26 protein-coding genes and 2 tRNA genes are annotated in these 25,393 nt (G+C 36.2%); 11 read left to right on the forward strand and 17 right to left on the reverse strand.

What is annotated here, in order from left to right:
- Window position 1 precedes the first annotated feature (1 nt).
- The 5 genes from ACZ2G0_RS02345 (at window position 2) to ACZ2G0_RS02365 (ending at window position 5,149) form a co-directional block, all read left to right on the forward strand.
- A complete protein-coding gene (locus tag ACZ2G0_RS02345) occupies window positions 2–1,054 on the forward strand; it encodes a flavin monoamine oxidase family protein (protein WP_470308830.1) in 1,053 nt (350 codons plus the stop codon).
- A gap of 11 nt (window positions 1,055–1,065) precedes the next feature.
- A complete protein-coding gene (locus ACZ2G0_RS02350; protein ID WP_470308831.1) occupies window positions 1,066–1,410 on the forward strand; it encodes a HopJ type III effector protein in 345 nt (114 codons plus the stop codon).
- Window positions 1,411–1,756: 346 nt separating this feature from the next.
- Entirely contained in the window at window positions 1,757–3,445 is a 1,689-nt protein-coding gene (gene recJ / locus ACZ2G0_RS02355) for a single-stranded-DNA-specific exonuclease RecJ (RefSeq protein ID WP_470308832.1), read from the forward strand.
- A complete protein-coding gene (locus ACZ2G0_RS02360) occupies window positions 3,445–4,728 on the forward strand; it encodes an MFS transporter (protein WP_470308833.1) in 1,284 nt (427 codons plus the stop codon). The genes recJ and ACZ2G0_RS02360 overlap by 1 nt, the downstream gene beginning before the upstream one ends.
- A 64-nt stretch (window positions 4,729–4,792) precedes the next feature.
- Window positions 4,793–5,149, forward strand: a complete 357-nt coding sequence (locus ACZ2G0_RS02365) for a hypothetical protein (RefSeq protein WP_470308834.1) — start codon at window positions 4,793–4,795, stop codon at window positions 5,147–5,149.
- 5 nt (window positions 5,150–5,154) lie between these two features.
- On the opposite strand, the gene ACZ2G0_RS02370 is transcribed toward ACZ2G0_RS02365, so the two are convergent.
- From ACZ2G0_RS02370 to ACZ2G0_RS02380, 3 genes are all read right to left on the reverse strand, one after another.
- Complete coding sequence (locus ACZ2G0_RS02370; RefSeq protein ID WP_470308835.1) at window positions 5,155–5,910, reverse strand: UDP-2,3-diacylglucosamine diphosphatase; 756 nt, start codon at window positions 5,908–5,910, stop codon at window positions 5,155–5,157.
- Window positions 5,911–5,932: 22 nt separating this feature from the next.
- Window positions 5,933–6,385, reverse strand: a complete 453-nt coding sequence (locus ACZ2G0_RS02375) for a 6-pyruvoyl trahydropterin synthase family protein (protein ID WP_300287799.1) — start codon at window positions 6,383–6,385, stop codon at window positions 5,933–5,935.
- Between the two features lie 161 nt (window positions 6,386–6,546).
- Complete coding sequence (locus tag ACZ2G0_RS02380; protein WP_470308836.1) at window positions 6,547–7,317, reverse strand: enoyl-CoA hydratase/isomerase family protein; 771 nt, start codon at window positions 7,315–7,317, stop codon at window positions 6,547–6,549.
- A gap of 171 nt (window positions 7,318–7,488) precedes the next feature.
- On the opposite strand from ACZ2G0_RS02380, the gene ACZ2G0_RS02385 reads away from it, so the two are divergent.
- The 3 genes from ACZ2G0_RS02385 to ACZ2G0_RS02395 all read left to right on the forward strand — a co-directional run bounded on the left by ACZ2G0_RS02385 (window position 7,489) and on the right by ACZ2G0_RS02395 (window position 8,206).
- Window positions 7,489–7,562, forward strand: a tRNA-Ala gene (locus ACZ2G0_RS02385).
- Between the two features lie 41 nt (window positions 7,563–7,603).
- Window positions 7,604–7,858 carry a GIY-YIG nuclease family protein gene (locus tag ACZ2G0_RS02390; protein ID WP_470308837.1) on the forward strand — a complete coding sequence of 85 codons (255 nt, stop codon included), beginning with the start codon at window positions 7,604–7,606 and terminating at the stop codon, window positions 7,856–7,858.
- A gap of 93 nt (window positions 7,859–7,951) precedes the next feature.
- Window positions 7,952–8,206, forward strand: a complete 255-nt coding sequence (locus tag ACZ2G0_RS02395) for a GIY-YIG nuclease family protein (RefSeq protein WP_470308837.1) — start codon at window positions 7,952–7,954, stop codon at window positions 8,204–8,206.
- Between the two features lie 110 nt (window positions 8,207–8,316).
- On the opposite strand, the gene ACZ2G0_RS02400 is transcribed toward ACZ2G0_RS02395, so the two are convergent.
- From ACZ2G0_RS02400 to ACZ2G0_RS02410, 3 genes are read right to left on the reverse strand one after another with little or no spacing between them, the layout of a single operon-like run.
- Window positions 8,317–9,252, reverse strand: coding sequence for a lipid A deacylase LpxR family protein (locus ACZ2G0_RS02400; protein WP_470308838.1), 936 nt, complete (start codon window positions 9,250–9,252; stop codon window positions 8,317–8,319).
- Complete coding sequence (gene mtgA, locus ACZ2G0_RS02405; RefSeq protein ID WP_470308839.1) at window positions 9,253–9,996, reverse strand: monofunctional biosynthetic peptidoglycan transglycosylase; 744 nt, start codon at window positions 9,994–9,996, stop codon at window positions 9,253–9,255.
- Window positions 9,996–11,108, reverse strand: a complete 1,113-nt coding sequence (locus ACZ2G0_RS02410; RefSeq protein ID WP_470308840.1) for an NAD(P)/FAD-dependent oxidoreductase — start codon at window positions 11,106–11,108, stop codon at window positions 9,996–9,998. The genes mtgA and ACZ2G0_RS02410 overlap by 1 nt, the downstream gene beginning before the upstream one ends.
- A gap of 153 nt (window positions 11,109–11,261) precedes the next feature.
- Between ACZ2G0_RS02410 and ACZ2G0_RS02415 the strand changes: the two genes are divergently transcribed.
- Window positions 11,262–13,163 carry a S9 family peptidase gene (locus ACZ2G0_RS02415; protein ID WP_470308841.1) on the forward strand — a complete coding sequence of 634 codons (1,902 nt, stop codon included), beginning with the start codon at window positions 11,262–11,264 and terminating at the stop codon, window positions 13,161–13,163.
- 69 nt (window positions 13,164–13,232) lie between these two features.
- Here ACZ2G0_RS02415 and accC read toward each other — a convergent pair whose 3' ends face one another.
- From accC to pdxA, 6 genes are all read right to left on the reverse strand, one after another.
- The gene (gene accC / locus ACZ2G0_RS02420) at window positions 13,233–14,576 is read right to left on the reverse strand and encodes an acetyl-CoA carboxylase biotin carboxylase subunit (RefSeq protein ID WP_470308842.1); all 1,344 of its coding nucleotides are present in this window, start codon (window positions 14,574–14,576) and stop codon (window positions 13,233–13,235) included.
- Between the two features lie 88 nt (window positions 14,577–14,664).
- Window positions 14,665–15,144, reverse strand: coding sequence for an acetyl-CoA carboxylase biotin carboxyl carrier protein (accB, locus tag ACZ2G0_RS02425; RefSeq protein WP_470308843.1), 480 nt, complete (start codon window positions 15,142–15,144; stop codon window positions 14,665–14,667).
- 23 nt (window positions 15,145–15,167) lie between these two features.
- Complete coding sequence (locus ACZ2G0_RS02430; RefSeq protein WP_470308844.1) at window positions 15,168–16,166, reverse strand: beta-ketoacyl-ACP synthase III; 999 nt, start codon at window positions 16,164–16,166, stop codon at window positions 15,168–15,170.
- A 173-nt stretch (window positions 16,167–16,339) separates the two neighbouring features.
- Window positions 16,340–16,534, reverse strand: a complete 195-nt coding sequence (gene rpmF / locus ACZ2G0_RS02435; protein ID WP_007137315.1) for a 50S ribosomal protein L32 — start codon at window positions 16,532–16,534, stop codon at window positions 16,340–16,342.
- 9 nt (window positions 16,535–16,543) lie between these two features.
- The gene (locus tag ACZ2G0_RS02440; RefSeq protein ID WP_470308845.1) at window positions 16,544–17,095 is read right to left on the reverse strand and encodes a YceD family protein; all 552 of its coding nucleotides are present in this window, start codon (window positions 17,093–17,095) and stop codon (window positions 16,544–16,546) included.
- An 89-nt stretch (window positions 17,096–17,184) separates the two neighbouring features.
- A complete protein-coding gene (gene pdxA, locus ACZ2G0_RS02445) occupies window positions 17,185–18,228 on the reverse strand; it encodes a 4-hydroxythreonine-4-phosphate dehydrogenase PdxA (protein WP_470308846.1) in 1,044 nt (347 codons plus the stop codon).
- A gap of 56 nt (window positions 18,229–18,284) precedes the next feature.
- Here pdxA and ACZ2G0_RS02450 point away from each other — a divergent pair, with 56 nt between their 5' ends.
- A complete protein-coding gene (locus ACZ2G0_RS02450) occupies window positions 18,285–18,872 on the forward strand; it encodes a riboflavin synthase (RefSeq protein WP_470308847.1) in 588 nt (195 codons plus the stop codon).
- 28 nt (window positions 18,873–18,900) lie between these two features.
- Here the strand turns inward: ACZ2G0_RS02450 and ACZ2G0_RS02455 are convergent, their stop codons facing one another.
- The 3 genes from ACZ2G0_RS02455 to mce form a co-directional block, all read right to left on the reverse strand.
- Window positions 18,901–19,140: a hypothetical protein gene (locus ACZ2G0_RS02455; protein WP_470308848.1), complete on the reverse strand. Its 240-nt coding sequence runs from the start codon at window positions 19,138–19,140 to the stop codon at window positions 18,901–18,903.
- A 160-nt stretch (window positions 19,141–19,300) separates the two neighbouring features.
- Window positions 19,301–19,374 (reverse strand) — tRNA-Ile (locus tag ACZ2G0_RS02460).
- Window positions 19,375–19,515: 141 nt separating this feature from the next.
- On the reverse strand, window positions 19,516–19,917 hold the full coding sequence (gene mce, locus ACZ2G0_RS02465; RefSeq protein ID WP_300287916.1) for a methylmalonyl-CoA epimerase: 402 nt from the start codon (window positions 19,915–19,917) through the stop codon (window positions 19,516–19,518).
- Between the two features lie 177 nt (window positions 19,918–20,094).
- On the opposite strand from mce, the gene ACZ2G0_RS02470 reads away from it, so the two are divergent.
- Complete coding sequence (locus ACZ2G0_RS02470) at window positions 20,095–21,768, forward strand: Ig-like domain-containing domain (RefSeq protein ID WP_470308849.1); 1,674 nt, start codon at window positions 20,095–20,097, stop codon at window positions 21,766–21,768.
- Here the strand turns inward: ACZ2G0_RS02470 and ACZ2G0_RS02475 are convergent.
- On the reverse strand, window positions 21,758–22,528 hold the full coding sequence (locus ACZ2G0_RS02475; protein ID WP_470308850.1) for an amidohydrolase: 771 nt from the start codon (window positions 22,526–22,528) through the stop codon (window positions 21,758–21,760). The two genes, ACZ2G0_RS02470 and ACZ2G0_RS02475, sit on opposite strands and share 11 nt — an antisense overlap.
- A 54-nt stretch (window positions 22,529–22,582) precedes the next feature.
- Complete coding sequence (locus ACZ2G0_RS02480) at window positions 22,583–25,381, reverse strand: GH92 family glycosyl hydrolase (RefSeq protein WP_470308851.1); 2,799 nt, start codon at window positions 25,379–25,381, stop codon at window positions 22,583–22,585.
- Between the last annotated feature and the right edge of the window lie 12 nt (window positions 25,382–25,393).

A 25,393-nucleotide genomic window follows, 5' to 3' on the forward strand; every position in this document is an offset into this window, starting at 1 on the left:
AATGAACGATCAAAAGGTTATTATAATTGGCGCTGGACTATCTGGTTTAATGCTTGCCTATTTGTTAAAGCAAAAAGGAATTCAAGCCTTAGTTCTGGAAGCCAATGAACGCATTGGCGGCCGAATCAACACAATAACAGGAACAAGCGGTGTAACTATAGAAATGGGAGCGACTTGGTTTAGCAAGCAACATCCCACCTTACTTTCATTGCTAGACAAATTAGAAATACCTTATTTTAAGCAACATACTAAAGGGATTTCGCTTTTTGAAACGATGTCTTTCGTACCACCACAAAAATTTGAAATTCCAGATTCTGAAGAACCTTCGTATAGAATTCAAGGCGGAACCCAAACCCTAATTAACAAATTAGTTACCGAAATTGGTAGTGAAACTATTCAAACCAATACTAAAGTAACGGCGATAAAAGAACTCGGCAATCAGCTAGAAGTAACTGATTCCAACGGAAAACAATTTCTTGCTGAGAAAGTGATAGCAACCTTACCACCTCATCTACTTATCAAAACAGTTAAGTTCGAACCTGCTTTAGCAGATGACATTGTAGAACTAGCTAAAAAAACGCACACCTGGATGGGTGAATCAATCAAGTTTGCTGTAGAGTACACTAGTCCGTTTTGGAAAGAGAAAAACTTTTCAGGTACCTTATTTAGTCACGCTAGTATTGCACAGGAAATGTACGATCATACCACATTTGATGGTACGGGCTTTGCACTTAAAGGTTTTTTAAACGGTGGATCGCATACTTTGACCTTAGCAGCGCGTCAAGAAAAAGTGATTAAGCAACTAACTTCCTTATTTGGTCCAGAGGCCGAGAACTACCTAGCCTATCATGAAAAAGTATGGCGCGAGGAAGAACTCACTTTTTTGCCGTACGAAGACTTGGTTATGGCGCATCAAAATAATGGTCATGCAGCTTACAAAAAACCATTATACAACAATAAATTTTATTTTTCAGGGGCTGAAACGGCCTCCATAAATCCAGGTTATATGGATGGTGCCATCAATGCAGCAATCCACATTGCCTCTCAATTTTAAAAACTATCCCTATGAATATTGATTCTTTTTTAGAAAAATTAAATAAAACTCCTCAAGATATAACTTTTGCAGAAACCATTGCAGTAATTGAGGACAACTACGACTTCTCTCCTACCGCTTTCGAAAACGGTTTGCTACACAATGCCGCAGGTGAAAACTCTGGTTCGTGCAAGATATTTGCTTTCGCAGAGTTACAAAAATTGTCTGAAGAGTCTACCTTGTCTTGCTTTGGAGCGTATTATCGCGAAGAGGTTTTAGGAGATCCAGAAGGAACAAACCATCAAAACATTCGTAATTTCATGAAATCCGGCTGGGACGGAATTGCGTTTTACGGTGAAGCTTTAGCATTGAAATAGAAATTTATTTTCATTTTTTTATAGTTCTAAATTTAAATTTAGCTTTTTTTGATTTCTTTTGATACTTTATTAAATCTCCAATAGTCATTCTTGGATATATCTTTTTCAGAGTATATATTGTGATTAATTTTAGGATGTTATTGCAAAAACATAGTGATAAAGACATTAGAAATAGATTTCCCATCATACATAAGTTTAAAAATATTTGGTAAACTTATTGTTTTCAGAAAAAATAAAATAGGACACGAATTTCACTTAAAAATCAACTGTTTACGCTTTTTTTAAATATGAAATCTCATATTTTACTAGTGTACAAATACGACAGTTTTGTAAAAATAAAAATAATATGCGCTGGACAATCAAACCGAAACCTTCCGAAGACAAGATCAAACATTTGGCGCAAGCCTTACAAGTCGAAGATTTTGTGGCGCAATTGTTGGTGCAGCGCGGTATTGAAACTTTTGAGGATGCCAAACTGTTTTTTCGTCCTTCACTAGAGCACTTGCATGATCCGTACTTGATGAAAGACATGGACAAAGCAGTGGCTAGAATCGAACAAGCGATTGAAAATCAGGAACGCATATTGGTTTTTGGAGATTATGATGTAGACGGAACCACCGCGGTTTCTCTTGTCTCCTCCTACTTAAAATCGTACTATCCTGAAGTAGCGACCTATATACCGGATCGCTATGATGAAGGCTATGGTGTTTCCTTTAAAGGTATTGATTTTGCTGACGACAATGGTTTTACATTAATCATAGCGCTAGATTGCGGAATAAAATCAATCGATCATGTCGCTTACGCAAAAGAGCGAAACATCGACTTTATTATTTGTGATCACCATAGGCCGGGCAACACACTGCCTGATGCAGTCGCTATTTTAGACCCGAAAAGAGATGATTGCACTTATCCGTATGATGAGTTGTGTGGTTGCGGGATCGGTTTTAAACTGATTCAGGCTTTAGGTTCAAATAGACAGCAGACTATCGATGATTTGGTTCCTTACTTGGATTTAGTTGCAGCCGCAATTGCAGCAGATATTGTTCCTATGACGGGTGAAAACCGAGTATTAGCTTATTTTGGACTGCAGGTTATCAATGCAAATCCTAGACCGGGAATCAAAGCATTGGTGCATCAAGTCAAAAAGCAAACCCTAGATATTACCGATGTTGTTTTTATCATTGCTCCCAGAATTAATGCTGCAGGACGCATCAAACATGGTAACCATGCCGTGGAACTTTTAACCGAATTTAATTTCGAGCAAGCCCAACAATTTGCATCTGAAATTGAGCAATACAACTCCGATCGTAAAGATCTAGACAAACAAATTACTAAAGAAGCCTTCAATCAAATAGAAGAAAATCAAGAACAAGACCGCTATACCTCTGTCGTTTTCCAAGAGAACTGGCACAAAGGCGTTATTGGAATTGTTGCTTCAAGATTGATAGAAACGTATTATCGCCCTACTTTAGTTTTTACCCAAAGTGGTGACAAATATGCCGCATCGGCACGATCTGTAAAAGGATTTGATGTGTATAATGCACTTGAAGCTTGCTCCGAACATTTAGAACAATTTGGTGGACATATGTATGCTGCGGGCATGACGATAAAACCCGAAAACTATCCAGCTTTTAAAGAAGCGTTCGAAAAGCAAGTACAAGATACTATTCCAGAGAATTTACGTGTTCCAGAAATAGAAATCGATGCTGAAATTAACTTTACCGATATTACCCCAAAGCTCATTCGGCTTTTGAAACAATTCGAGCCTTTTGGGCCACTAAACATGACACCTGTTTTTTTAACTAAGAATATAACGGATACCGGTTATGCTAAAACTTTGGGTGCTGACGATGAACATTTAAAATTATTTGTCAAACAAAATAACTCAGAAGGCATCACGGCTATTGGTTTTGGATTAGGCGACAAAATAGGATTAACAAAAAACCACCAACCTTTTCAGGCAGTATATTGCATTGATGAAAATGAGTGGAAAGGAACAACAACAGTACAATTACGACTAAAAAATATCAAATAATGAGCAACGATATCACGAAGAAAAAAGATCCCTATGCTGCCTTACGCTATAGAGAATTCAATATTTTTTTAATCCTTCGTTTTGCCATGGTTTTCGCTTGGTCGATGCAATTTATTGTAATCGAATGGCAAGTGTATAGTATCACTAAAGATCCTCTTTCACTTGGGATTATTGGTCTAATGGAGGTAATTCCAGCTGTTTCCCTGGCCTTATTTGCGGGTCATATTGTAGATCAAAAAGAAAAAAAGGGCTTGCTTATCAAATGCATTTTAGCCTTCTCCGTAATCAGTTTTGGGTTGTTCTTATTGACTTGGCCGTCCGTAGTTAGTTCGTATGCTACTCAAACACTATTGTATGCGATTTACTTTTTGGTTTTTCTAGGCGGATTGGTACGTGCTTTTTTAGGGCCTACCATATTTTCGCTTTTATCATTATTGGTTCCTAAAAAAGTATATCCTAATGCCGCTACTTGGAGTAGTTCGGTTTGGCAAATTGCTTCAGTGGTTGGGCCAGCAGTAGCCGGTTTTTCAATCACATTAATTGGAGTGCATTGGTCGATGTGTACCGTGTTTGCTTGTTCCGTATTTGCCTTGATCGCTTTATCACAAATCGAAAAGAAGCCTATTTTGAATCCTAAAATTGGCGAACCGGTGATGCAAAGTTTAACGGAAGGAATCAAATTCGTATTCAATAACAAAACCGTTTTAGGAGCCATCACCTTAGATATGGTTGCTGTTTTATTTGGTGGAGCCGTAGCTTTGTTACCCGTTTTTTCTCAAGATATTTTAAAAGTGGGTTCAGAAGGATTTGGATTCTTAAGAGCGGCACCCGCTATTGGCTCTTTCTTGACGATGCTAATTACAGCTTACGTTCCCTTGAGTAAAAATGCCGGAATGAAACTGTTAACTGCCATATTCGGCTTTGGTATTTGCATCATTGTTTTTGGACTGTCAACTATTTTTTGGGTTTCTCTAGCAGCTTTGTTCTTGAGTGGCGTTTTTGATGGTATATCCGTTGTGATTCGCCAAACGATTTTGCAGTTAAAAACTCCTGATCACATGCGTGGTCGTGTAGCTTCAGTAAATTCAATGTTTGTAGGTTCGTCTAACGAATTGGGTGCGTTTGAAAGTGGTTTAACCGCTAAACTCATGGGGACAGTGACGGCAGTAGTTTTTGGAGGAAGTATGACGTTACTAATAGTGGCTACCACTGCAATCATCTCTCCTACTTTTAGAAAACTAGATTTACAAAAAGATATTGATGACCACGAAAACCAAGAGTAATTAGTGTTTTATTTATTTAGAATAATTATAAATAATACCTATATTTGCTAAAAACTGTTAGCAGATGAAAGCCGTAAAACCAATTTACCACAACGAGTCAGGTACCTCTTTCTTTTGGAAAAAGGAGAATGATATTGTTACCGATAAAGTCCAATTGATTTTTAGAGAGACCGGATTTTACTTTAGTCGACCGGAACTAAAACAGTTCAAGAATTGCATCGATGAAAGTTATCGAACTAATCACTCCTGTGATAATTGTGATTTGAAAAATAGTTGCCACAAGTTTTTATTACGAACACCATGTTCCCAAATTGATCTTGCTGTCACAATGAATGAGTTAACAGCCGTAAAAGATTTAGTAGAAGGCACGCTATTCAACATCTCCATGATAGACTATTTACACGGAGAAGGGATGAATTAGAAAACCTATTCGTATTTTTTTATTTCAAAAGTATCGCCGTCAAAAACAGCATAAGTAAAATAAGTAATCCAATCTCCTAGGTTTACATATTCGGCATTTTCACCTACGCTTACTTTCATTGGTAAATGGCGGTGACCAAAAATGAGGTAATTATAATGTTTCGTTTCTAACTTTCGTTTCGAATATAGAATCAGCCATTCGTTATCTTCTCCTAGAAAGGTAACATCTTCGTCACCAGAAATAAGTTTGTTTTTAACTGATAAATATTGCGCTAACCGAACCCCAATGTCAGGGTGCAACCATCTAAAAAGCCATTTGAAAAAAGGATTCGTAAACACTTTTTTCATGCGTTTATATCCTTTGTCGCCTGGTCCTTTGCCATCTCCATGCCCAATCAAAAAAGTTTTATCGCCAAAGGTGAACTCTTTGTTATCATGAAATACAGGAATATTCAATTCTTTTTGAAAGTAATCCTCCATCCATAAATCATGGTTGCCCACAAAAAAGTAAATTGGAATTCCACTATCGCGAATCTCGGCTAATTTACCCAATACACGAACAAATCCTTTAGGAACTACTGTTTTGTACTCGAACCAAAAATCAAATAAATCACCTAATAAAAAAATAGCTTCGGCATCTTGTTTTACTTCGTCAAGCCAAGCGACAAACTTTTGTTCTCTTGGAAAACTAAGTTCGGGCGTAGGCGCTCCAAAATGTTGGTCTGAGGCGAAATATACTTTTTTATTGTTGGCTAATTGCATTTAGTCAGGAGTTGGTGTAGAGTTACAAATTATCGCTTGCAAACCATTCAGCAAATGAAGATTCTGTTTCTTGTAGTTTTAAGGAAAACAAGGCGATATCTGCTGGTAATCTACTTTTAATTTTTTCAGCAAAATCAATCACCATATTTTCACTTGTAGGTTGGTAATCTACCAAAATAACGTGATGACCGCGATTTTTGAGTTCGTGTGCCAACTCTACATGCGGAGTGGTTTGATTAAAAACGGTAGCATGATCAAATTCATCTACGATTTCCTCTTTTACAATTTTTTTCAAATCGGTAAAATCGATTACCATTCCGAACTTAACATTTGTACGATCCGTAATGGGCTTACCAATAACCGTTACTGACAATTTGTAGCTGTGACCATGTACATTTTTACATTTCCCATCATAGCCGTAAAGGGCGTGACCGGTTTCGAAACTAAATTGTTTTGTGATTCTGATATTGCTCATTGTAATGTTATTTTGGCTGCAAATTTAGTAAATTGAGTCGAGAAATGAAGTAGAAATAGCGTGAATGGAATTCGGATCGTTTTTAGCCCCGGTAGTAGCGGCATCTCCCGCCTTTTTTTGGCGGGAATACAGCGGATGACGGGAAATAGCTCCCAGAAAAACTATTTCTTTTTGAACTGCTCTAAAGCATTTTTGGCATAATCAGATAACACTAATTTCCCCGTAATGGCCGCTCTTTCTAGTAAAAGCGTTTCCCAGTGCTGGGTTCCTTCCCAGATAATTTTTTTCATTTCTAGAAGTGAATCAGGATTGTAGGTAGCCAATCGCTGGGTGAAATGAGCTAGTTCGATGTCAAGTTCAGTGGTGTTTTCAAGGACTTTAGCATAGAGTCCGTTTTCATACGCCCAAGATGCTGTTTTCCATTCGTGCGCTTCTAAAGTCATGGTGCTCATGGCCACTTTACCAATTTTACGACTAACGGCGGGCTCAATAACAAAGGGTCCGATACCAATTGCTAGTTCAGACAGTTTAATACTCGCATCAACTGTTGCAAAAGCATAGTCGCAAGCAGAGGCAATTCCTACACCTCCACCCACAGCTTTACCATGAATGCGACCAACGATTAACTTGGCACAACGGCGCATGGCGTTGATTAGGTGTGCAAAACCCGAAAAGAATTCGGTTCCTTCCTCTAAATTAGAAACAGCTAAAAGTTCGTCGAAAGAAGCACCCGCACAAAAGGCTCCTGTTCCTTCACTTTTAAGAATGATGATCGAAACTTGGTCATTATTGCTCAATTTATCGAGTTCATTAGTTACCGCATTTAATAATTGACGGGGAAAAGAATTACTTGCGGGATGGCCAAATTGTAGTGTTGCAATCTTATTTTCGATAGTAGTGGTTAGGGTTCCTTGGATGGTTTCTTGTAACATTATGCTATTTTTTAGGTAAAGTTAAAAATATAAAATGAAACCGATTCTTTTTTTAAAAATTGTTATTTGGAATACTAATTATATTATATTTGCGCTAATATGGGGGATTAGCTCATTTGGCTAGAGTATCCTGAAAGCTTTCTGGAAGGTTACCGTTTAAATTATTATATTGGGGGATTAGCTCATTTGGCTAGAGTACTTGCCTGGCAGGCAAGGGGTGACCGGTTCGAATCCGGTATTCTCCACAAAACCAAGTCAAAAGGCTTGGTTTTTTTATTATAGAGCTATGTTCTACACTTATATTATTTTTTCTAAAACTTTAGACAAATACTACACTGGTTCGTGTGAAAGCATTGAAAACAGGCTAAATGATCATTTAAATAGTAGAAGTAAATATACTAAAGCCGCCAAAGATTGGATACTTGTATATTTTGAAACTTTTGATTCTAGGTCCTTAGCTGTACAAAGAGAAATGGAAATCAAAAAAAAGAAAAGTAGAAAATATATCGAATTTTTAATATCCCTGAACTCAATTAACTAGAGTGTCCCGAAAGCGTTCGGGAGGGTGACCGGTTCGAATCCGATATTCTCCACAAAACCAAGTCATAAGGCTTGGTTTTTTTATTTTAGGGCTATGTTCTACACTTATATTATTTTTTCTAAAACTTTAGACAAATACTACACTGGTTCGTGTGAAAGCATTGAAAACAGGCTAAATGATCATTTAAACAGTAGAAGTAAATATACTAAAGCCGCAAAAGATTGGATACTTGTATATTTTGAAACTTTTGATTCTAGGTCCTTAGCTGTACAAAGAGAAATGGAAATCAAAAAAAAGAAAAGTAGAAAATATATCGAATTTTTAATATCCCTGAACTCAATTAACTAGAGTGTCCCGAAAGCGTTCGGGAGGGTGACCGGTTCGAATCCGGTATTCTCCACAAAAAGCAAAAACCGTAAACCTTTCACAAGATTTACGGTTTTTAGTTTTTTTATACTTTATTTCAACAGATATGAAACTCCAATTGATCCATAAAAATAACCCGAAATCGTCTTACTGTATAATTCTTTACCGCGGTAATTAAAAACATACGATAAATTGAGATTGTTTTTGCGGTATTTAAATCCCGCTTCACCATTGAAACGAAATGGAACTAAACTAAAAGTAATGGGACTGGCATTGCTAAACCTACTTCCTTGAATCGTGGCGTCATATAACTGATAATTAATACTCGGTGCTATATAAAAATAGAATTCAGTGGCATTGCTTCCAATTGCTCCATTGTATAGATTAGAATCGTTCACGGGAACCAATTTTTTAATTGCGATTCGGCTTAAAAGTCCTGTAGATGCTCCTGTTAAAACAGTACCTATATTAAATTCCGAACGCCAATGTAAATCTATTGTGCTACTAGGATTAGCAGGAAACATTTTTTTAGAAAAAGCAAAGCGAGCTTGTATCGCCAAGGCATTTTTTATTTGATTTTCCCAGCCAAGGACTTCTTTGTATCCTATTAATCTATGTAAGTTTTTTTGAACTTGCTCACCAAAAGCATTTGGACCTACATAACCAAGCTGAAAGCTAACCTTTGCTACATTTTCATTTTTGTAAAAAAAACTTTTGCCAAATTCCCCAAAAAGATAGCCTGCGTAAGGACGATCAACGAGAGCCTTGTTAGGTGAATCAATAAACCTAGGAGTATAGATATACTGGCCTATTTTGAATTCTGTTATTTCCTTAGCAATTGATTCGGTATTATTCTTAGTCTTGAAACGATAATATAGCTCTAGACCATTAGTGTAATACATATCATATCTAGAGGAAGTATACAAATCGTTATCGGTGAGTAATCCTATTTCGGACTCGCGATTTTGACCCCATGATTGTATAATAAAGCAAAGGAAAAAAGCACAGGCAATATTTTTAAAACCCATTTAATATTTGATTTTACCCACTGTTCGCATGACTTTCATAATTTTAGTTTTGCGTCTATTGATGTAAGAAGATGAACTCGTTGCAGTAAATTTTCGTGGATTAGGAAGTATCGCTGCAATCCCTGCAGCTTGAATGGGAGTAAGAATTGCGGCGTCTTTGCGATACCAATATTGAGATGCAGCTTGGGCTCCATAAACCCCATTCCCCATTTCGATACTATTTAAATACACCTCCATAATACGTTCTTTTCCCCAAATAAGTTCGATCAAAACCGTAAAATACGCTTCCAATCCTTTTCGTATATAGCTACGTCCTTGCCAAAGAAATACGTTCTTAGCTGTTTGCTGCGAAATGGTGCTTCCGCCTTTTATCCTACGACCGCGTTCATTGTTTTTGTAGGCTTTTTGCATGGCATTAAAATCAAAACCACTATGTTCTAAAAAAGAGCCATCTTCGCTAGCAATAACCGCTTTTTGAAGATTAATAGATATATTTTCAAGCGGTTCCCAATCGTGACTTAAAATAGCGTCTTTGCCCGAAGTTTTGTTTTCTATTGCTCGTATCGCCATTAAAGGCGTAAAAGGAACGGGAACAAATTTAAAAAGTACCACTAAAAATATAGAAACACCAAAAAACCACAGGAGTAGTTTACCAATGATTCGAGATGCTTTAGAAGTAAAGCTAGCTTCGTCTTTTTTACTAGGTTTTCTTGTCGGTTTTTTTGCTGTTATTTTTGTTGCCATTATATTAGATCTGCTAATTCTGTTCCTATTACACTTCCTATCGCCACTCCCATACCTCCTAATCGTACGCCACAATAAACGTGATTTGATAATTGAGAAACTATAGGTTGCTTGCTATTTCCAACGCCCATGATTCCGCTCCAACGGTGCGCAATTTTAAAATCATGGTTGGGCAAAATTACTTCTTTTAATAATTGTTCCAATTTATTTTGGATAATTTCTGTCTGGGCAAAATCGGTCGTAGTTTCCGTTTCAAAATCAAGATTTCTCCCTCCTCCTAATAAAATTCTATCGCCAATATTTCTGAAATAATAGTAACCACAATCTAAATGAAAAGTTCCCTTAAGATCGAGATTTGCAATCGGTTCCGTTATTACAACTTGAGCTCTAGCAGGTTTTACCGCACCGGCAGTTAATTCATTTGCAAAACCATTCGTAGCGAACAACAGTTTCTTAGACTTAAAAGTAAAATCACCCAAAGCTACTTGAACAAAATCACCCGTTTCCTCATAACCACTGACCGTTTGTTGGTTTAGTATTAAAATATTTTCAGCATACGCATTTTTCAGCAAGGCTTGCATCATGTTTCCAGTATCAATTTGTCCCTCAAAAGGATTGTAAATTAAATACTCCTTCGTGCCTTGAAAACCAAAACGATCCACCTGCTTCACAAAAACATCTGCTTTAAATTGTGAACGTAACATTTCATTAATAAAAGGCAGTTTATTGATGCAACTGGAATAAGTAGACTCCTCTTCGTTTAGGAAAACTTCATAACCACCATATGGCTTAAAATCAATAACTGCATCTCCCAACCTTTTTCGTAACAGTTGCAACCCGCGCCAGCGTTTTTCGATCAGTTGCACCACCTCTTCCACAGAATGCGAATTTAAGTCATCAATGATTTCTGAAATACTGCCAAAACAGGCAAAACCTGCATTTTTAGTGCTTGCGCCATGAGGTAACATTCCTTTTTCGAGAATCAAGATCTTACTATCAGGAAATCTTTCACGCAAGCGCAAAGCAGCGTGTAAACCCACGATTCCACTCCCTACAATAGTATAATCAACATTCGAAAACCAGTTTTTTAATTCCCAATAACTAAGCTGCATCTTTGTTTTTTTTATAAAATTACTATTTTAAGTAATAAAAAGCCCCATTGTTTTCTTTTATCTGACCAAACATTTTAAAAGAGTTAACAAAATCCATGTTCCTATTTTACAATAAAATTGTACTTTTAAGAACCAAAAATAATTTAATTTAATATGAAAAAAATACTTTTTACAACCCTAACAATGATGAGTTTAAGCGCCATTGGTCAAAATGTAATGACCCCCGAAATGCTTTGGAAACTAGGTCGGGTTTCCGTTTTAGGAATTTCTACTGATAACAAAAATATCGTCTACAAAGTCAGTACACCTTCTATCGAGGAAAACAAGTCCACTTCTAAAACATATACAATTCCTGTTATAGGAGGAAATCCAGTTGAGATAACAAACTACAAAACACTACTTGCTGATAAAAATATCTCGCCTGATGGAAAATACCTCGTTTATAATGAAGAGGTAAAATTGGCTAACGTTCATGGAAAAGATTTTTATCCAAATCTTGATAAATCAGATGTTCAAATCTATGATGGATTGGATTACCGTCATTGGGACAGTTGGAACGAAGGAAAGTTCAACCATGTTTTTTACAAAGAAAACAAAGACAACGCCATTGGGATTGACCTTCTAAAAGGAGAACCATTTGATAGCCCACAAAAGCCTTTTGGAGGAGATGAAGATTACATTTGGTCACCGGATAGCAAAAGCATCTTTTATGTTGCTAAGAAAAAAGCGGGTACTCAATACGCCATTTCTACGAACACTAATATCTACCAATACGATCTTGCTACGGGAAAAACAGTTAACAAAACGGAGGAAAATTTAGGTTACGATGTAGCGCCTCAGTTTTCACCAATGGGTAACCTTACGTATTTACAAATGAAGCGTGATGGTTACGAAGCTGATAAAAACGACATTATTGTTGATTACAATGGAGCTAAAATGAACCTTACAGCAAATTGGGACGGAACTGTAGATAGTTTTAAATGGAGTACTGATGGAAAAAAAATCTATTTTATAGCCGCTATAGATGGAACTAAACAAGTATTTGAAGTAAACTTCCCAGCAAACACTAAAATTGCTATCCGTGTCAACCAAATCACAAACGGTGATTTTGATGTAAATGAAATTGTAGCTGTAGTTGGTACAAGCATGATTGTAACGCGAGGCGATATGAATCATGCGGCTGAAATTTTCTCTTATGACTTAAAGAAGAAAAGTTGGAAACAATTAACGAATGTAAATTCCGCGGTGTACGATACCTTAGCGTTGAGCAAAACCGAAAAGCGATATGTAACGACAACTGACGGAAAAAAAATGCTGGTTTGGGTAATTTTACCTCCTAATTTTGATGCATCAAAAAAATACCCAACCTTGTTATATTGCCAAGGAGGACCTCAAAGTGCATTGACACAGTTTTATTCTTTCCGATGGAATTTTCAATTGATGGCTGCGAATGGCTACATCGTTGTTGCACCTAACCGCCGCGGAATGCCCGGACACGGAGTAGAATGGAATGAAAAAATAAGTAAAGATTGGGGCGGACAAGTGATGGATGATTACCTTTCGGCCATTGATGACGTTGCCAAAGAAAGTTATGTTGACAAAAATCGTTTAGGATGTGTAGGTGCTAGTTATGGCGGGTATTCTGCGTTTTACTTAGCAGGTATTCACAACAATCGCTTCAAGACATTCATTGCCCATGACGGAGTTTTTAATACCCAAAGTATGTTTGGTACTACTGAGGAAGTTTTCTTTGCCAACTGGGATTTTGGTGGAGCGTATTGGGAAAAAGACAATGCAGCGGCTCAAAAAACCTACACTACATTTAATCCTGCTACTTTGGTAGAAAAATGGAATGCTCCAATCCTAATTTTTCAAGGTGGAAAAGATTTCCGTGTACCAATTGGGCAAGGACAAGAAGCTTTTCAAGCTGCACAGTTACGAGGGATTAAAAGTCGTTTCGTTTATTTTCCAGAGGAAAACCATTGGGTCTTAAAACCTCAAAATGCACAAGTTTGGCAAAAAGAATTCTTTAAATGGCTTAAAGAAACCTTATAATTACCTGCTTAAAACAAAAAAACTCGCTTCGCAGCGAGTTTTTTTTTATTTGATAAATAAAATACTATTTTAGATTTCATCCATTTTAAAAGTATCCATAAAAGCAGTAGTATAATCTCCCGCAATATAACGAGGATCATCCATTAACTGTCTATGAAATGGAATTGTAGTTTTGATACCTTCGATTACGAATTCATCTAAAGCTCTTCTCATTTTGCTAATCGCCTCTGCTCTTGTTTGTGCAGTTGTGATTAATTTAGCAATCATAGAATCGTAATTAGGCGGAATCGTATATCCTGAATACACATGCGTATCTAAACGAACACCGTGTCCTCCTGGCATATGAAGTGTTGTGATTTTTCCTGGTGAAGGTCTAAAATCATTATAAGGATCTTCAGCATTGATACGACATTCGATAGCGTGCAATTGTGGTAAATAGTTTTTACCCGAAATTGGCACACCTGCAGCAACTAATATCTGCTCTCTAATTAAATCATAATCAATTACTTGCTCCGTAATAGGGTGCTCTACCTGAATACGTGTATTCATTTCCATGAAGTAGAAGTTACGGTGCTTATCAACCAAGAATTCAACTGTACCTGCTCCTTCATACTTAATGTATTCAGCGGCTTTAACAGCAGCGTCTCCCATTGCTAATCGCAATTCATCAGTCATGAATGGTGATGGAGTTTCCTCAGTTAATTTTTGGTGACGTCTTTGTACAGAACAGTCTCTTTCAGATAGGTGACATGCTTTTCCGTATGAATCTCCAATTACTTGGATTTCGATATGGCGTGGCTCTTCGATTAATTTTTCAAGATACATTCCGTCATTACCAAAAGCGGCAGCAGACTCTTGACGAGCTCCTTCCCAAGCTTTTAATAAATCTTCTTCTTTCCAAACGGCACGCATTCCTTTTCCACCACCTCCAGCAGTTGCTTTTAGCATCACTGGAAAACCAAACTCTCTTGACAATTTTAACGCTTGTTCGTAAGACTCTAAAATCCCAACTGATCCTGGAACACAAGGCACGCCTGCTTCAATCATGGTAGATTTAGCCGAAGCTTTATCTCCCATTCTATCGATCATTTCAGGTGAAGCACCAATAAATTTGATACCGTGTTCTTGACAAATTTTAGAAAATTTAGAATTTTCTGAAAGGAAACCATATCCTGGATGAATTGCATCCGCATTTGTAATCTCAGCAGCAGCAATTATATTCGACATTTTTAAATACGATAAATTACTTGGCGCTGGTCCAATGCAAACTGCTTCATCAGCAAACTTTACATGAAGACTTTCTGCGTCGGCGGTAGAATAAACAGCAACCGTTTTTATTCCCATTTCCTTGCAAGTTCTGATCACACGTAGTGCAATCTCTCCTCTGTTTGCAATTAATATTTTTTTAAACATCTTGTAGTAAATTTAAATTATGAGTTTTAAATTTTAAATTATTTCAATAAAAGTTATCTTTTTTTGAAACTTATAATTTAAAAATTAATTAAGATGGATCAACTAAAAATAAAGGTTGGTCAAATTCTACTGGTGACATGTCATCAACTAATATTTTCACGATTTTACCTGAAATTTCAGATTCGATTTCGTTGAATAATTTCATTGCTTCAATTACACATAAAACATCTCCTTTTGCGATAGTGTTACCAACTTCTACAAACATAGGTTTGTCTGGAGATGGTTTTCTATAGAAAGTTCCAATAATTGGAGACTTTATAGTAATATATTTAGATTCTTCCGCTACAGGAGCTTCAACAACTGCTGCTACAGGCGCAGCTGCTTGCGGAGCTATTGCTTGTTGCAATGGATTATGACTCGGCATTTGTTGTACGTAAGTAGTTTCAGTAACATTGCCTTCTAAAGTAGTTCTAATGGTGATTTTTACATCATCCATTTCTAATTTAACTTCTGCAACTCCCGAATTTGCTACAAATTTGATTAGGTTTTGAATTTCTTTTAAATCCATAATTATTTGTTTTTAGTTTAAATTTATTTTTTGTCGTATGCCCATTTTAAATAAATAGAACCCCATGTAAATCCACCACCAAATGCGGCAAAGATAACACTATCGCCTTTTTTTAGTAAATGTTCAAAATCATTAAGCACTAATGGAAGCGTGGCAGATGTGGTATTGCCATACTTTTCTATATTCATTAAAACTTTGGATTCTTCTAAATTCATTCTGCTTGCAGTAGCATCAATAATTCTTCTGTTGGCTTGATGTGGTACCAACCAATCAACATCTTCATTGGTTAGGTTGTTTCTTTTCAGAATCAAATCACTAGCATCTGCCATATTGGTTACAGCGTACTTAAATACTGTTTTACCGTCTTGAACAATGTTATGTCTTTTTTCGTTAAGAGTATCAATTGAGGTTGGGTTAAGTGAACCTCCTGCATCGATTTTTAAGAAGTCACGACCAACACCATCGCTTCTTAAATACTCATCTTGTAAACCTAAACCTTCATGATTTGGTTCAAACAAAACTGCTCCTGCTCCGTCACCAAAAATGATACAAGTAGATCGATCTGTATAATCTATTATTGAAGACATTTTATCAGCACCAATCAAAAGTACTTTTTTGTACCTACCTGACTGAATATACGCTGCTGCAGTTGACATACCGTACAAAAAACTAGAACAAGCTGCTTGTAAGTCATATGCAAAAGCATTAGTTGCACCAATTGCTGTGGCTACAAAAACTCCTGTTGATGCCACAGGCATATCAGGTGTTGCAGTTGCCATAATCACCATATCAATATCTAAAGGGTCAACATTTGATTTAGCTAATAAATCTTGTGCTGCTTGTATTGCTAGGTAAGATGTACCTTTATCTTCGTCCTTTAGTATTCTTCTTTCTTTAATTCCTGTTCGGGCTGTGATCCATTCATCGTTGGTATCTACCATCGTTTCAAGCACTTTGTTTGAAAGTACGAAGTCAGGAACATACCCCCCAACAGCTGTAATTGCGGCCGTAATTGTATTCATTGTATTCAAATATTTTTTGACAAATATACTATTTGACAAAACGTTTAGAAGAGGGGGAAATTACAAAAAAAAATCCACACCCTTTGTTTTAGAACTTCTTAATTTGACGCAAATTATAAACAACAAAAAAACTCTCACGATGTGAGAGTTCGAATATTATTTACGAAAACGTATTAAGCAACAGCTACAGATTTATCTATAACAACTTGCCCTCTGTAATACATTTTACCTTCATGCCAGTAAGCTCTGTGGTATAAATGTGCTTCACCTGTAATAGGACAAGTAGCGATTTGAGCTACAGTAGCTTTGTAATGAGTTCTTCTTTTATCTCTTCTTGTTTTCGAGATTTTTCTTTTAGGATGTGCCATTTTACTATATTATTTATCCGTTAATAGTTGCTTTAATTTGTCCCAACGTGGGTCAATATTTTCTTCTTTATTATCTTTATTATCTTCTTGTTTTAGCTCCGTCACTGCTAATTCATTCAGTTTGTCAAGCGCTTTAGTCTTTAAACTTCCGTCTTGAACTCCTGGATGTACGCGTCTTAGAGGCACCGAAAGTACAATCATTTCATATATGTACTGTGAAACGTTTATCTCAAACTCACCAAAGGGGAGAATTAGTAATTCCTCATTATCATTATTAAACTCTTCACCAAAACGAACGATTACTTTCATTTTACCTTTTATTGGTAAATCAAAATCCTCACCCGTCATATCACATGGAACGTTAATTATTCCTTTGTGACTGAAACTCAATTCGAGCATGGTGCTTTTCTTCTCTAAAACTACATTTACTTTGATGTCTGAATTTTCATATTCATTATAATCAAAGATTTCAAAGAACGCATTATTTATTTGATACTCAAAATGATGTTTTCCTAGCTTTAATCCTATAAAAGGAATTAAATAATCTTTTACGTTACTCATTTCAATACATTTTGCCCTAAACTTCGGGAGTGCAAAGATATAAAATTATTACAAATCTAATAATCTTATTTATCTTTTTTTATGAACTACTATTTTTCTCTAACTCGCAGTGGTTTTTGACTAATTTCTTGGTGCTGAATTCTACTACTAAAAACATCAATAGCCAAATATACCGCTTCTTTAAATGAATTATAATCAGCCTCACCTTTACCTGCAATATCAAAGGCAGTACCGTGATCTGGCGAAGTCCTTATTTTGCTTAAGCCTGCCGTAAAATTAACACCACCACCAAATGATAAAGTTTTAAAAGGCACTAAACCTTGGTCGTGATAGGTCGCAATAACCGCATCGTATTTCTCATATTGTCCACTACCAAAAAACCCATCAGCTGGAAAAGGCCCAAAAACAAGGGTTCCTTTTTCGAATATTTTTTTTATGACGGGTTTTAAGAGCACGTCTTCTTCATTACCAATTACTCCGCCATCACCACAATGAGGATTCAATCCCAATACAGCAATTTTTGGCTTGTTGATACTAAAATCCTGAACCAGTGATTTTCTAACAGTCTCTATTTTTTTAACAATCAATTCCTCTGTTAAATGAGCGGCGACCTCACTAATTGGAATATGATCCGTAAGCAACCCTACTCGTAAATTATCATTTACCATTAACATTAAAGCATCACCTTCTAACTCCTGATTTAAATAATCAGTATGGCCTGGGAATTTAAAATCGTCTGATTGAATGTTGTATTTATTGATAGGCGCAGTTACTAAAACATCAATATCTCCTTCTTTTAATGCTGTGGTTGCAGCTACAAATGATTTAACTGCATATTCACCTATTTTTTGATCATTTTCTCCATAATTTATATCAACACCCTCTTTCCAAAGGTTGAACACGTTAATTTTACCGAGCACTACTTGATCCAATTTATCGATACCGTGTAATGACAATGTTAAGTTCAGATTTCTTTTAACAAAAGACAACAGTTTCACATTGGCAAAAATAACCGGCGTACACAACTCTAACATTCGAGCATCCTCGAAAGTTTTTAAAATAATTTCGCTTCCAATACCGTTTAAATCTCCAATCGAAATCCCAACGACTATATTTTCTGCTTTTTTCATCATGACCACGGCTTTTTATTACTAATTTTGAGGTACAAATTTAGTAAAATAAAACAAGAATGTTTACAGGAATCATAGAAACCCTTGGAACCATCCAAGAAATAGAACGAGAACAGAATAATTTACACATCACCGTTGAGACTTCCATAACAAGCGAACTGCAAATAGATCAAAGTGTCGCTCATAACGGAATATGTTTAACCGTTGTAGCCATTAACAACAACTCCTATACAGTCACTGCGATTGAAGAAACTGTTTTAAAAACAAACATTGGAAATTGGTCCAAAGGTGACCAAGTAAACATCGAAAGAGCCATGAAGCTGGGTGACCGCCTTGACGGCCATATTGTTCAAGGTCATGTTGATCAAGTTGGACATTGTATTGAAGCTAAAGAAACTAACGGAAGTTGGTCCTACACCTTTGAATACGATGCATCTCTCAACAATCTAACTATAGAGAAAGGATCAATTACAGTAAACGGAGTAAGTTTAACCGTTGTAAATTCTAAAAAAAATCAATTTAGCGTTGCTATCATACCTTACACTTACGAACACACTAATTTTCAGTCCTTTAAGATAGGAACTAAAGTTAATTTAGAATTTGATGTCATCGGAAAATATGTAGCTAGACTGCATGCAAATAAATAAATTCTCTATATGTAAAAAAACAAAACTCTCAATCTACATTGAGGGTTTCATTTTTTATACGTTTACTTTCAGTTACATAATATCCAAAAATAACAGCTATTATAACCAATAAAACAATGTAATCATCGATAGGCAATCCAGGAGGTGGAGGCGGCACTTTGCCTGTTGGAGCTGGCGGCCCTGAAGCTGGTACAGTACCAGCAAATGCGCCCATCATTCCAAAAAGAAAAATGACTGTTATATAAAATTTGTTTGTAAAAACCTTCATCGAATTCAAAAATAGTAAATTAACGCAAAAAAAGAAATCTAATTTAAGATAATCGTTGAAAAACAATATCCTTCTACTAAAAATACGACTTTTTGTACGTTTTGGTTTTACTGTAAAGCAAAAAAACCCTTTAAAAAAAAATTTAAAGGGTTTATCTCTGTGGTCCCACCTGGGCTCGAACCAGGGACCACCTGATTATGAGTCAGGTGCTCTAACCAGCTGAGCTATAGGACCGGTTAAGAGTTTGCAATATTACCACTATTTTTCGTTTGCTCCAAATATTTTAATAATAGTTTTGTCTCAAAACAGCTAATTAAATCTAACCCAATACAAACCTACTGATTATTAGATTTATAAAAATGTGGTGCGTGACAATTATTTTATCTCTTGACACAACTCGATCAAAACACCATTCGTGCTCTTTGGGTGTAAAAAAGCCACCAACTTATTGTCAGCCCCCTTTTTAGGGGTTTCATTTAGCACTACGAAACCTTCGCCTTTCAACCTTTGAATCTCTGCTTCAATATCTTCTACATCAAATGCGATGTGATGAATCCCCTCTCCCTTTTTTTCTAAAAATTTCGCAATAGGACTATCCGGATTGGTAGCAGCAAGCAGTTCAATTTTGTTAGGACCATTTTCAAAAAATGAAGTCATTACACCTTCACTAATTACTTCTTCTTGCTTGTATGAAGGTTGACCAAAAAGCTTTTCAAATAACAAATTGGAAGCCTCTAAATCTTTTACTGCAATACCTATGTGTTCTATTTTTCTCATCATGTCAACTATCTTATTCGAATGTAAATTATTTCTACCACAAAATTACATATTAAAAACTAAAGATTGAATTTATCTCGTAACTCAGCCTGTTTAAAGGCATCTTAATAAATCGCCAAAAAGTTTCCATTCCAATAAATATAATCGTTATTTTGTGCATTATAAATTCTGAATTTCATGTTGCGAAACTATATCAAATATTTTTTATTGCTCCTTCTGATAGGCCTAGCTAGTTGTGCTAAAAGGGGAACCATTACCGGTGGCTTCAAAGATTCAATTGCGCCAACTTTAAAAATAAGTTTCCCAGCTAATTATAGTACGAATTTTAAAAGCAAAGAGGTCAAATTAGTTTTTGATGAATACATCAAACTTAAAAATCTAAACAAACAGCTGGTAATCTCCCCTCCTTTAAAATACGAGCCGTTGATTACTCCGCTAAATGCTAGTAAAACTATTTCTATAAAAATAAAAGATACTTTAGCCCCTAACACTACCTACAGTTTTAATTTTGGCCAAAGCATTGCCGATAACAATGAGGGTAATCCGTTAAATCAATTTAAATATGTTTTCTCCACCGGAAATTATATCGACTCACTTTCACTAAAAGGACGAATTAAAGATGCCATTGAAAAAGAAGCAGATGCTTTTGTATCCGTTCATTTATACGAAGTGAATGATACCTTTAACGATTCCATCATTTATAAAAAACCGCCAAGCTACATAACCAATACACTCGACAGCTTAAAAACCTTTAAACTAGAAAACCTAAAGGCAGGAAAATATCTTTTAGTAGCATTAAAGGATTATAACGGAAACAATATATTTGATTTATCAAAAGAGAAAATAGGGTATATCAAAAATTATATTACGATACCTAATGACACCGTGTACGAACTCGAGTTATTTAAAGAAACGCTTCCATTCAGAGCTTTTAAACCAACACAGGCATCCGGCAACAAACTACTTTTGGGATATGAAGGTGATCTATCGAAAATAGCTAGCCGACCTAAGGTTGTAGTGAAAAATAAAAACCAAATAGTAGAAAGTCTGACAACCCAATATCCTAAAAAAGATTCATTAAACGTATGGTTTAAACCTTTAAAGACTGATTCATTAAGTGTCTCGATAAGCGAACAGAATTACATCAAGAATTTTGTTGTAAAAATAAAAGACCAAAAAAAAGACACGCTAACCTTGACTCCAAAATACAATGGTGTCTTGCATTTTAGAGATCGTTATCTAGTAACTAGTGGTACACCGTTAGTAAAATTTGACACTAGTAAAATCAAGTTAGTTAATAAAGATTCTGTTGCCGTAGATTTCACAACTGTATATGACGACTTTCTGCAAGAGTGGTACTTTGATTTCAAAAAAGAACCTTCGGAAAAATACACCCTCTCGCTACTCCCTGGCGCAGCCACTGACTTTTTTGGTATTAGCAATGATAGTTTAAGTTTCAAAACGACTACCCAACAAACCGAGGAATATGGCAATTTAATTGTAAATCTCCAAAATGTAAAACGTTTTCCAGTACTCATTGAGCTAACCGATGAAAAAGGCGAACTCATCGCCAGTGAATACAGCAACAGTGAAACTAAAATTGAATTCAATTTATTGCAGCCCAACACATTTAACCTCCGTGTTATTTACGATGACAACAAAAATAAAAAATGGGATTCAGGGAATTACATAGAAAAAATTCAGCCTGAAGAAGTCATTTATTTTTCAAAAACAATTAGAGATGTACGCGCCAATTGGGACGATGTAGAATTTTTTGATTTGAGTATTCCGTATACACCTGAACCAAAAAAGAAAGCAGATCCTAACAACAGCAGAAGATCTAGTTTTTAATTTCAAAAGCATCTTGGTCGTTCAAGAAATTTAGTTTTAGTCGTGTTTCAATTAGTTTTTCGCGATCAAGTGTAGCATAATAAATTCCCTCCAACTCTGATGGCTCTACAAGCTGCTCCCCAAGCATATCTATGACTTGCGAATGACCTACGTATTGGTAATCGTTAGCGTCCTGACCAATTCTATTAACCGCAATTACATAACTCATGTTTTCAATAGCTCGCGCTGCTAGTAGTGTATCCCACGCTTTAATTCGTGTTTTGGGCCAGCTCGCTACATAAAGCAACAAATCGTATTCTTGATTGACATTACGGGAAAATACAGGAAAACGTAAATCATAGCAAACAAAGGGACAGATTTTCCAACCCATATAATCTACAATTAACTTAGCATCGCCCGCGGTGTATTCCTTGCCTTCTCCTGCCAAGGTAAATAAATGCCGCTTATCATAAAACTGTAGTTCTCCTGAAGGAAATACGAACAACATTCGATTGTAAAAACTGCTATTGTCCTTGATTACCACACTTCCTGTTATTGCTGTGTTTTTGGCTTTCGCCAAAGTTTGCATCCACGATACCGTTTTTCCTGTCATAGTTTCTGCAACTGCGCTGGGATTCATGGTGAAACCAGTCGTAAACATTTCAGGCAGTACGATTAAATCAACATTGTCATTAATACCGTTTATTTTATCTTCAAAATAGTTTCTGTTAGCATCGGGATTTTCCCAAATTAGCGATGCTTGGATTAAGGCTATATTCATTTTATTAGAATGTTTTAGAATTATAAAGTGACAATCAACAAGTTTGCAATAGGTTTATTTGATTGTAATTTCATCAATAAAAATAAAGGCGTCTCCTCCATACCCTTGATGCCAGGCTGGTAGTTTACCAAAATTTTTAGCAAAAACTTTCACGTATCTCACTTTCGGCACTTTCAGATTAATTGTAAAAGGCATAATTCGGGTTGTATCGTCTTTTGGGTCCACCGAATGCAAAATTGGGGAATCTACGATTTTGTAATTTACATTATCCTCCGAAGTGTAAAACTGTACATAAGCAGGCATTAAAATCCAAGATCGAGAATCTTGTAAAAATGAAGCACTTATGGAAGAAATAGCCCGAGCTTCTTTCAAGTCGATCACTGCTTCAAAATCTTGATCTTGATAGCCTTGCCATTCTCCCTTGCGCCAATTTTCATCTCCGTGTATACCATCAATTAAGCCCTCAATACCTCCCGCGGTATATTGTGAATTGTATTTAGATTTGATGTCAACACTATAATTATTTGGTTTTTTAAAGTAGTTGGCTGTTGCAACAGTACTTTCCTTTCCGCTGTTATTTATTTTTGTCTTAATTTCAGTAGTTTCGTTAATCACTAATGGCTCTGTGTATTCTTTCCAATTTGTATCTTTTAGCAAATCATTTTTTCCATTTAACAGGTAGTAGATCTTATCCTTAGGATTTTGAGAACTAATTTCAATTATCATTTTATCTTGAAACGATTTACTTTTTGATTGTATAACTGGTACTGGAATAATAGGTTCAAAAGGAATTTCATCAACAGTTTCCCTGCCTTCTTGTGCAAGAAAACCAGTTCTTTCAAATTCTGAACTAACTGTAATCAGACCATTTTCTGTATCAACTTGGGCTTTTTTAAAGTAAGTTGGAAAATTCGTTTCCCAATAGTTTTTCCCGGGTGTAACTTGATAAATACCCATCGAACTCAACACATACCAAGCACTCATTTGGCCGCAGTCTTCGTTTCCTATTAGGCCGTCAGGTGCATTTTTATAGAAATTATCTAAAATATAGTGTACTTTCTCCGTGGTTTTCTCTGGCTTGTCTACATAATTGTACAAATAGGCCATGTGATGACTCGGTTCGTTACCGTGGGCATACTGCCCTATTAAGCCAGTAACATCTACTTGCTCGCGCCCAGTTGTTTTACTCTCGCTGTTGAACATTTCGTCCAGCTTCGCCTCAAATTTTTCTTTCCCGCCATAAGCTTCGATCATTTCACGAATATCTTGCGGAACAAAAAAAGTATATTGCCAAGCATTACCCTCAGTAAAATTATTGTTCACCTCTCTAGGATCAAAAGGCATATCCCAACCACCATTTTTCTTGGGGCGAATAAAGCCCGATTTCCAATCGAATAGGTTTTTCCAGTTTTGGGATCTTTTCATAAAATAGTCAAAATCCTTTTTTTTATTTAGTATTTGCGCCATTTGAGCGATGCACCAATCATCATAAGCATATTCTAAGTTTTTAGAAACGCTTTCGTGATCATCGTCGATCGCTATAAATCCATTTTGTTTGTAGGCTTTCAATCCTAATTCGTCGCGCATAGCCGAATGCTTAGCCGCCTCGAAAGCCTTTTCGTAATCAAAACCCGTTATGCCTTTGGCCATAGCATCAGCCATAACAGAAACCGAATGGTAACCAATCATACAATCGGTTTCATTAGAGGCCAACTCCCAAACGGGTAATCGATCTCCTTGCTCGTATTGTTTCAGAAAGGTATTTATAAAATCAGCGGTACGCTTTTTTTCGATCAAAGTGTATAAAGGATGCGCGGCTCGAAAGGTGTCCCAAAGTGAGAAAACCGAATAATAATCAAAGCCTTCGCCTTCGTGTACCTTGTTATCTCTGCCGCGGTACTTACCATCAATATCTTGAGCAATATTTGGTTGCACCATGGTATGATATAGGGCAGTGTAAAAAATAGCTTTCTTATCGGGATTCGACTCTGTGATTTCAATTTTAGACAATTGTTTGTTCCAGAGGGCTTCGGCTTGTTTTTTGACTTGATTAAAGTTCCAACCTTTAATTTCAGAACTATTTAGTTTAGCGCCTTCATAACTTGTTGGTGAGAGCGCTACTTTTACAAGAATTTTTTCTCCTTTTTTAACGTCTTTTGAAAAAGCTATTTTAAGTTCCGTTCCTGAATAGAAATCAGATTTATTCTCTTGATTCGCTTTTACCTTCGAGACTTTCATAGGAACGTTAAATTCAATTTGCGCATAAACATATTGATCTCTTGCCCAAGCTTCACTCCTACGCAGAATTTGGATTGTTTTGTTGTCAATGATTTTTATTTCGCCTTGCACTAATTTATCTCGATGATTCAGATCAATTATTATATTAGCTTGACCAGTTGCATTAAAGGTATATTGATGAAAACCAACACGTGTTGAAGTGGTTAAACTAACATCGATATTGTGCTTATCTAACTTCACGGAGTAGAAACCTGCAGTTGCTTTTTCGTTAGTATGTGAAAAAGTAGAAGAATACTCCTTATTATCAAAGGAAACTTCACCCAGCGTAGGCATCATCATAATGTCTCCAAAATCAGAAACTCCTGTTCCGTTTAAGTGCGTATGCGAAAAGCCATAAATTACGGAATCAGAGTAATGATACCCTGAGCATCCATCCCAACTACCGTCGATTCGTGTATCAGGCGAAAGTTGCACCATCCCGAACGGTACAGTTGCACCTGGATAGGTATGTCCATGACCACCGGTGCCTATAAACGGATTTACGTATTGTTGGTTGTTTTGAGCGAAACCGAAAACGGATAATAGTAAAAGTAGTGACGCAAGAAAGTTTTTCATTGTAGCAAAGGG

The sequence above is a fragment of the Flavobacterium sp. KKT103 genome (assembly GCF_055640565.1).

What these genes read in the sequence shown, in the direction of transcription:
- ACZ2G0_RS02345 (WP_470308830.1), top strand. Translation starts at nt 2, where the DNA reads ATGAACGATCAAAAGGTTATTATAATTGGCGCTGGACTATCTGGTTTA.
- ACZ2G0_RS02350 (WP_470308831.1), top strand. Translation starts at nt 1,066, where the DNA reads ATGAATATTGATTCTTTTTTAGAAAAATTAAATAAAACTCCTCAAGAT.
- recJ (WP_470308832.1), top strand. Translation starts at nt 1,757, where the DNA reads ATGCGCTGGACAATCAAACCGAAACCTTCCGAAGACAAGATCAAACAT.
- ACZ2G0_RS02360 (WP_470308833.1), top strand. Translation starts at nt 3,445, where the DNA reads ATGAGCAACGATATCACGAAGAAAAAAGATCCCTATGCTGCCTTACGC.
- ACZ2G0_RS02365 (WP_470308834.1), top strand. Translation starts at nt 4,793, where the DNA reads ATGAAAGCCGTAAAACCAATTTACCACAACGAGTCAGGTACCTCTTTC.
- ACZ2G0_RS02370 (WP_470308835.1), bottom strand. Translation starts at nt 5,910, where the DNA reads ATGCAATTAGCCAACAATAAAAAAGTATATTTCGCCTCAGACCAACAT.
- ACZ2G0_RS02375 (WP_300287799.1), bottom strand. Translation starts at nt 6,385, where the DNA reads ATGAGCAATATCAGAATCACAAAACAATTTAGTTTCGAAACCGGTCAC.
- ACZ2G0_RS02380 (WP_470308836.1), bottom strand. Translation starts at nt 7,317, where the DNA reads ATGTTACAAGAAACCATCCAAGGAACCCTAACCACTACTATCGAAAAT.
- ACZ2G0_RS02390 (WP_470308837.1), top strand. Translation starts at nt 7,604, where the DNA reads ATGTTCTACACTTATATTATTTTTTCTAAAACTTTAGACAAATACTAC.
- ACZ2G0_RS02395 (WP_470308837.1), top strand. Translation starts at nt 7,952, where the DNA reads ATGTTCTACACTTATATTATTTTTTCTAAAACTTTAGACAAATACTAC.
- ACZ2G0_RS02400 (WP_470308838.1), bottom strand. Translation starts at nt 9,252, where the DNA reads ATGGGTTTTAAAAATATTGCCTGTGCTTTTTTCCTTTGCTTTATTATA.
- mtgA (WP_470308839.1), bottom strand. Translation starts at nt 9,996, where the DNA reads ATGGCAACAAAAATAACAGCAAAAAAACCGACAAGAAAACCTAGTAAA.
- ACZ2G0_RS02410 (WP_470308840.1), bottom strand. Translation starts at nt 11,108, where the DNA reads ATGCAGCTTAGTTATTGGGAATTAAAAAACTGGTTTTCGAATGTTGAT.
- ACZ2G0_RS02415 (WP_470308841.1), top strand. Translation starts at nt 11,262, where the DNA reads ATGAAAAAAATACTTTTTACAACCCTAACAATGATGAGTTTAAGCGCC.
- accC (WP_470308842.1), bottom strand. Translation starts at nt 14,576, where the DNA reads ATGTTTAAAAAAATATTAATTGCAAACAGAGGAGAGATTGCACTACGT.
- accB (WP_470308843.1), bottom strand. Translation starts at nt 15,144, where the DNA reads ATGGATTTAAAAGAAATTCAAAACCTAATCAAATTTGTAGCAAATTCG.
- ACZ2G0_RS02430 (WP_470308844.1), bottom strand. Translation starts at nt 16,166, where the DNA reads ATGAATACAATTACGGCCGCAATTACAGCTGTTGGGGGGTATGTTCCT.
- rpmF (WP_007137315.1), bottom strand. Translation starts at nt 16,534, where the DNA reads ATGGCACATCCTAAAAGAAAAATCTCGAAAACAAGAAGAGATAAAAGA.
- ACZ2G0_RS02440 (WP_470308845.1), bottom strand. Translation starts at nt 17,095, where the DNA reads ATGAGTAACGTAAAAGATTATTTAATTCCTTTTATAGGATTAAAGCTA.
- pdxA (WP_470308846.1), bottom strand. Translation starts at nt 18,228, where the DNA reads ATGATGAAAAAAGCAGAAAATATAGTCGTTGGGATTTCGATTGGAGAT.
- ACZ2G0_RS02450 (WP_470308847.1), top strand. Translation starts at nt 18,285, where the DNA reads ATGTTTACAGGAATCATAGAAACCCTTGGAACCATCCAAGAAATAGAA.
- ACZ2G0_RS02455 (WP_470308848.1), bottom strand. Translation starts at nt 19,140, where the DNA reads ATGAAGGTTTTTACAAACAAATTTTATATAACAGTCATTTTTCTTTTT.
- mce (WP_300287916.1), bottom strand. Translation starts at nt 19,917, where the DNA reads ATGAGAAAAATAGAACACATAGGTATTGCAGTAAAAGATTTAGAGGCT.
- ACZ2G0_RS02470 (WP_470308849.1), top strand. Translation starts at nt 20,095, where the DNA reads ATGTTGCGAAACTATATCAAATATTTTTTATTGCTCCTTCTGATAGGC.
- ACZ2G0_RS02475 (WP_470308850.1), bottom strand. Translation starts at nt 22,528, where the DNA reads ATGAATATAGCCTTAATCCAAGCATCGCTAATTTGGGAAAATCCCGAT.
- ACZ2G0_RS02480 (WP_470308851.1), bottom strand. Translation starts at nt 25,381, where the DNA reads ATGAAAAACTTTCTTGCGTCACTACTTTTACTATTATCCGTTTTCGGT.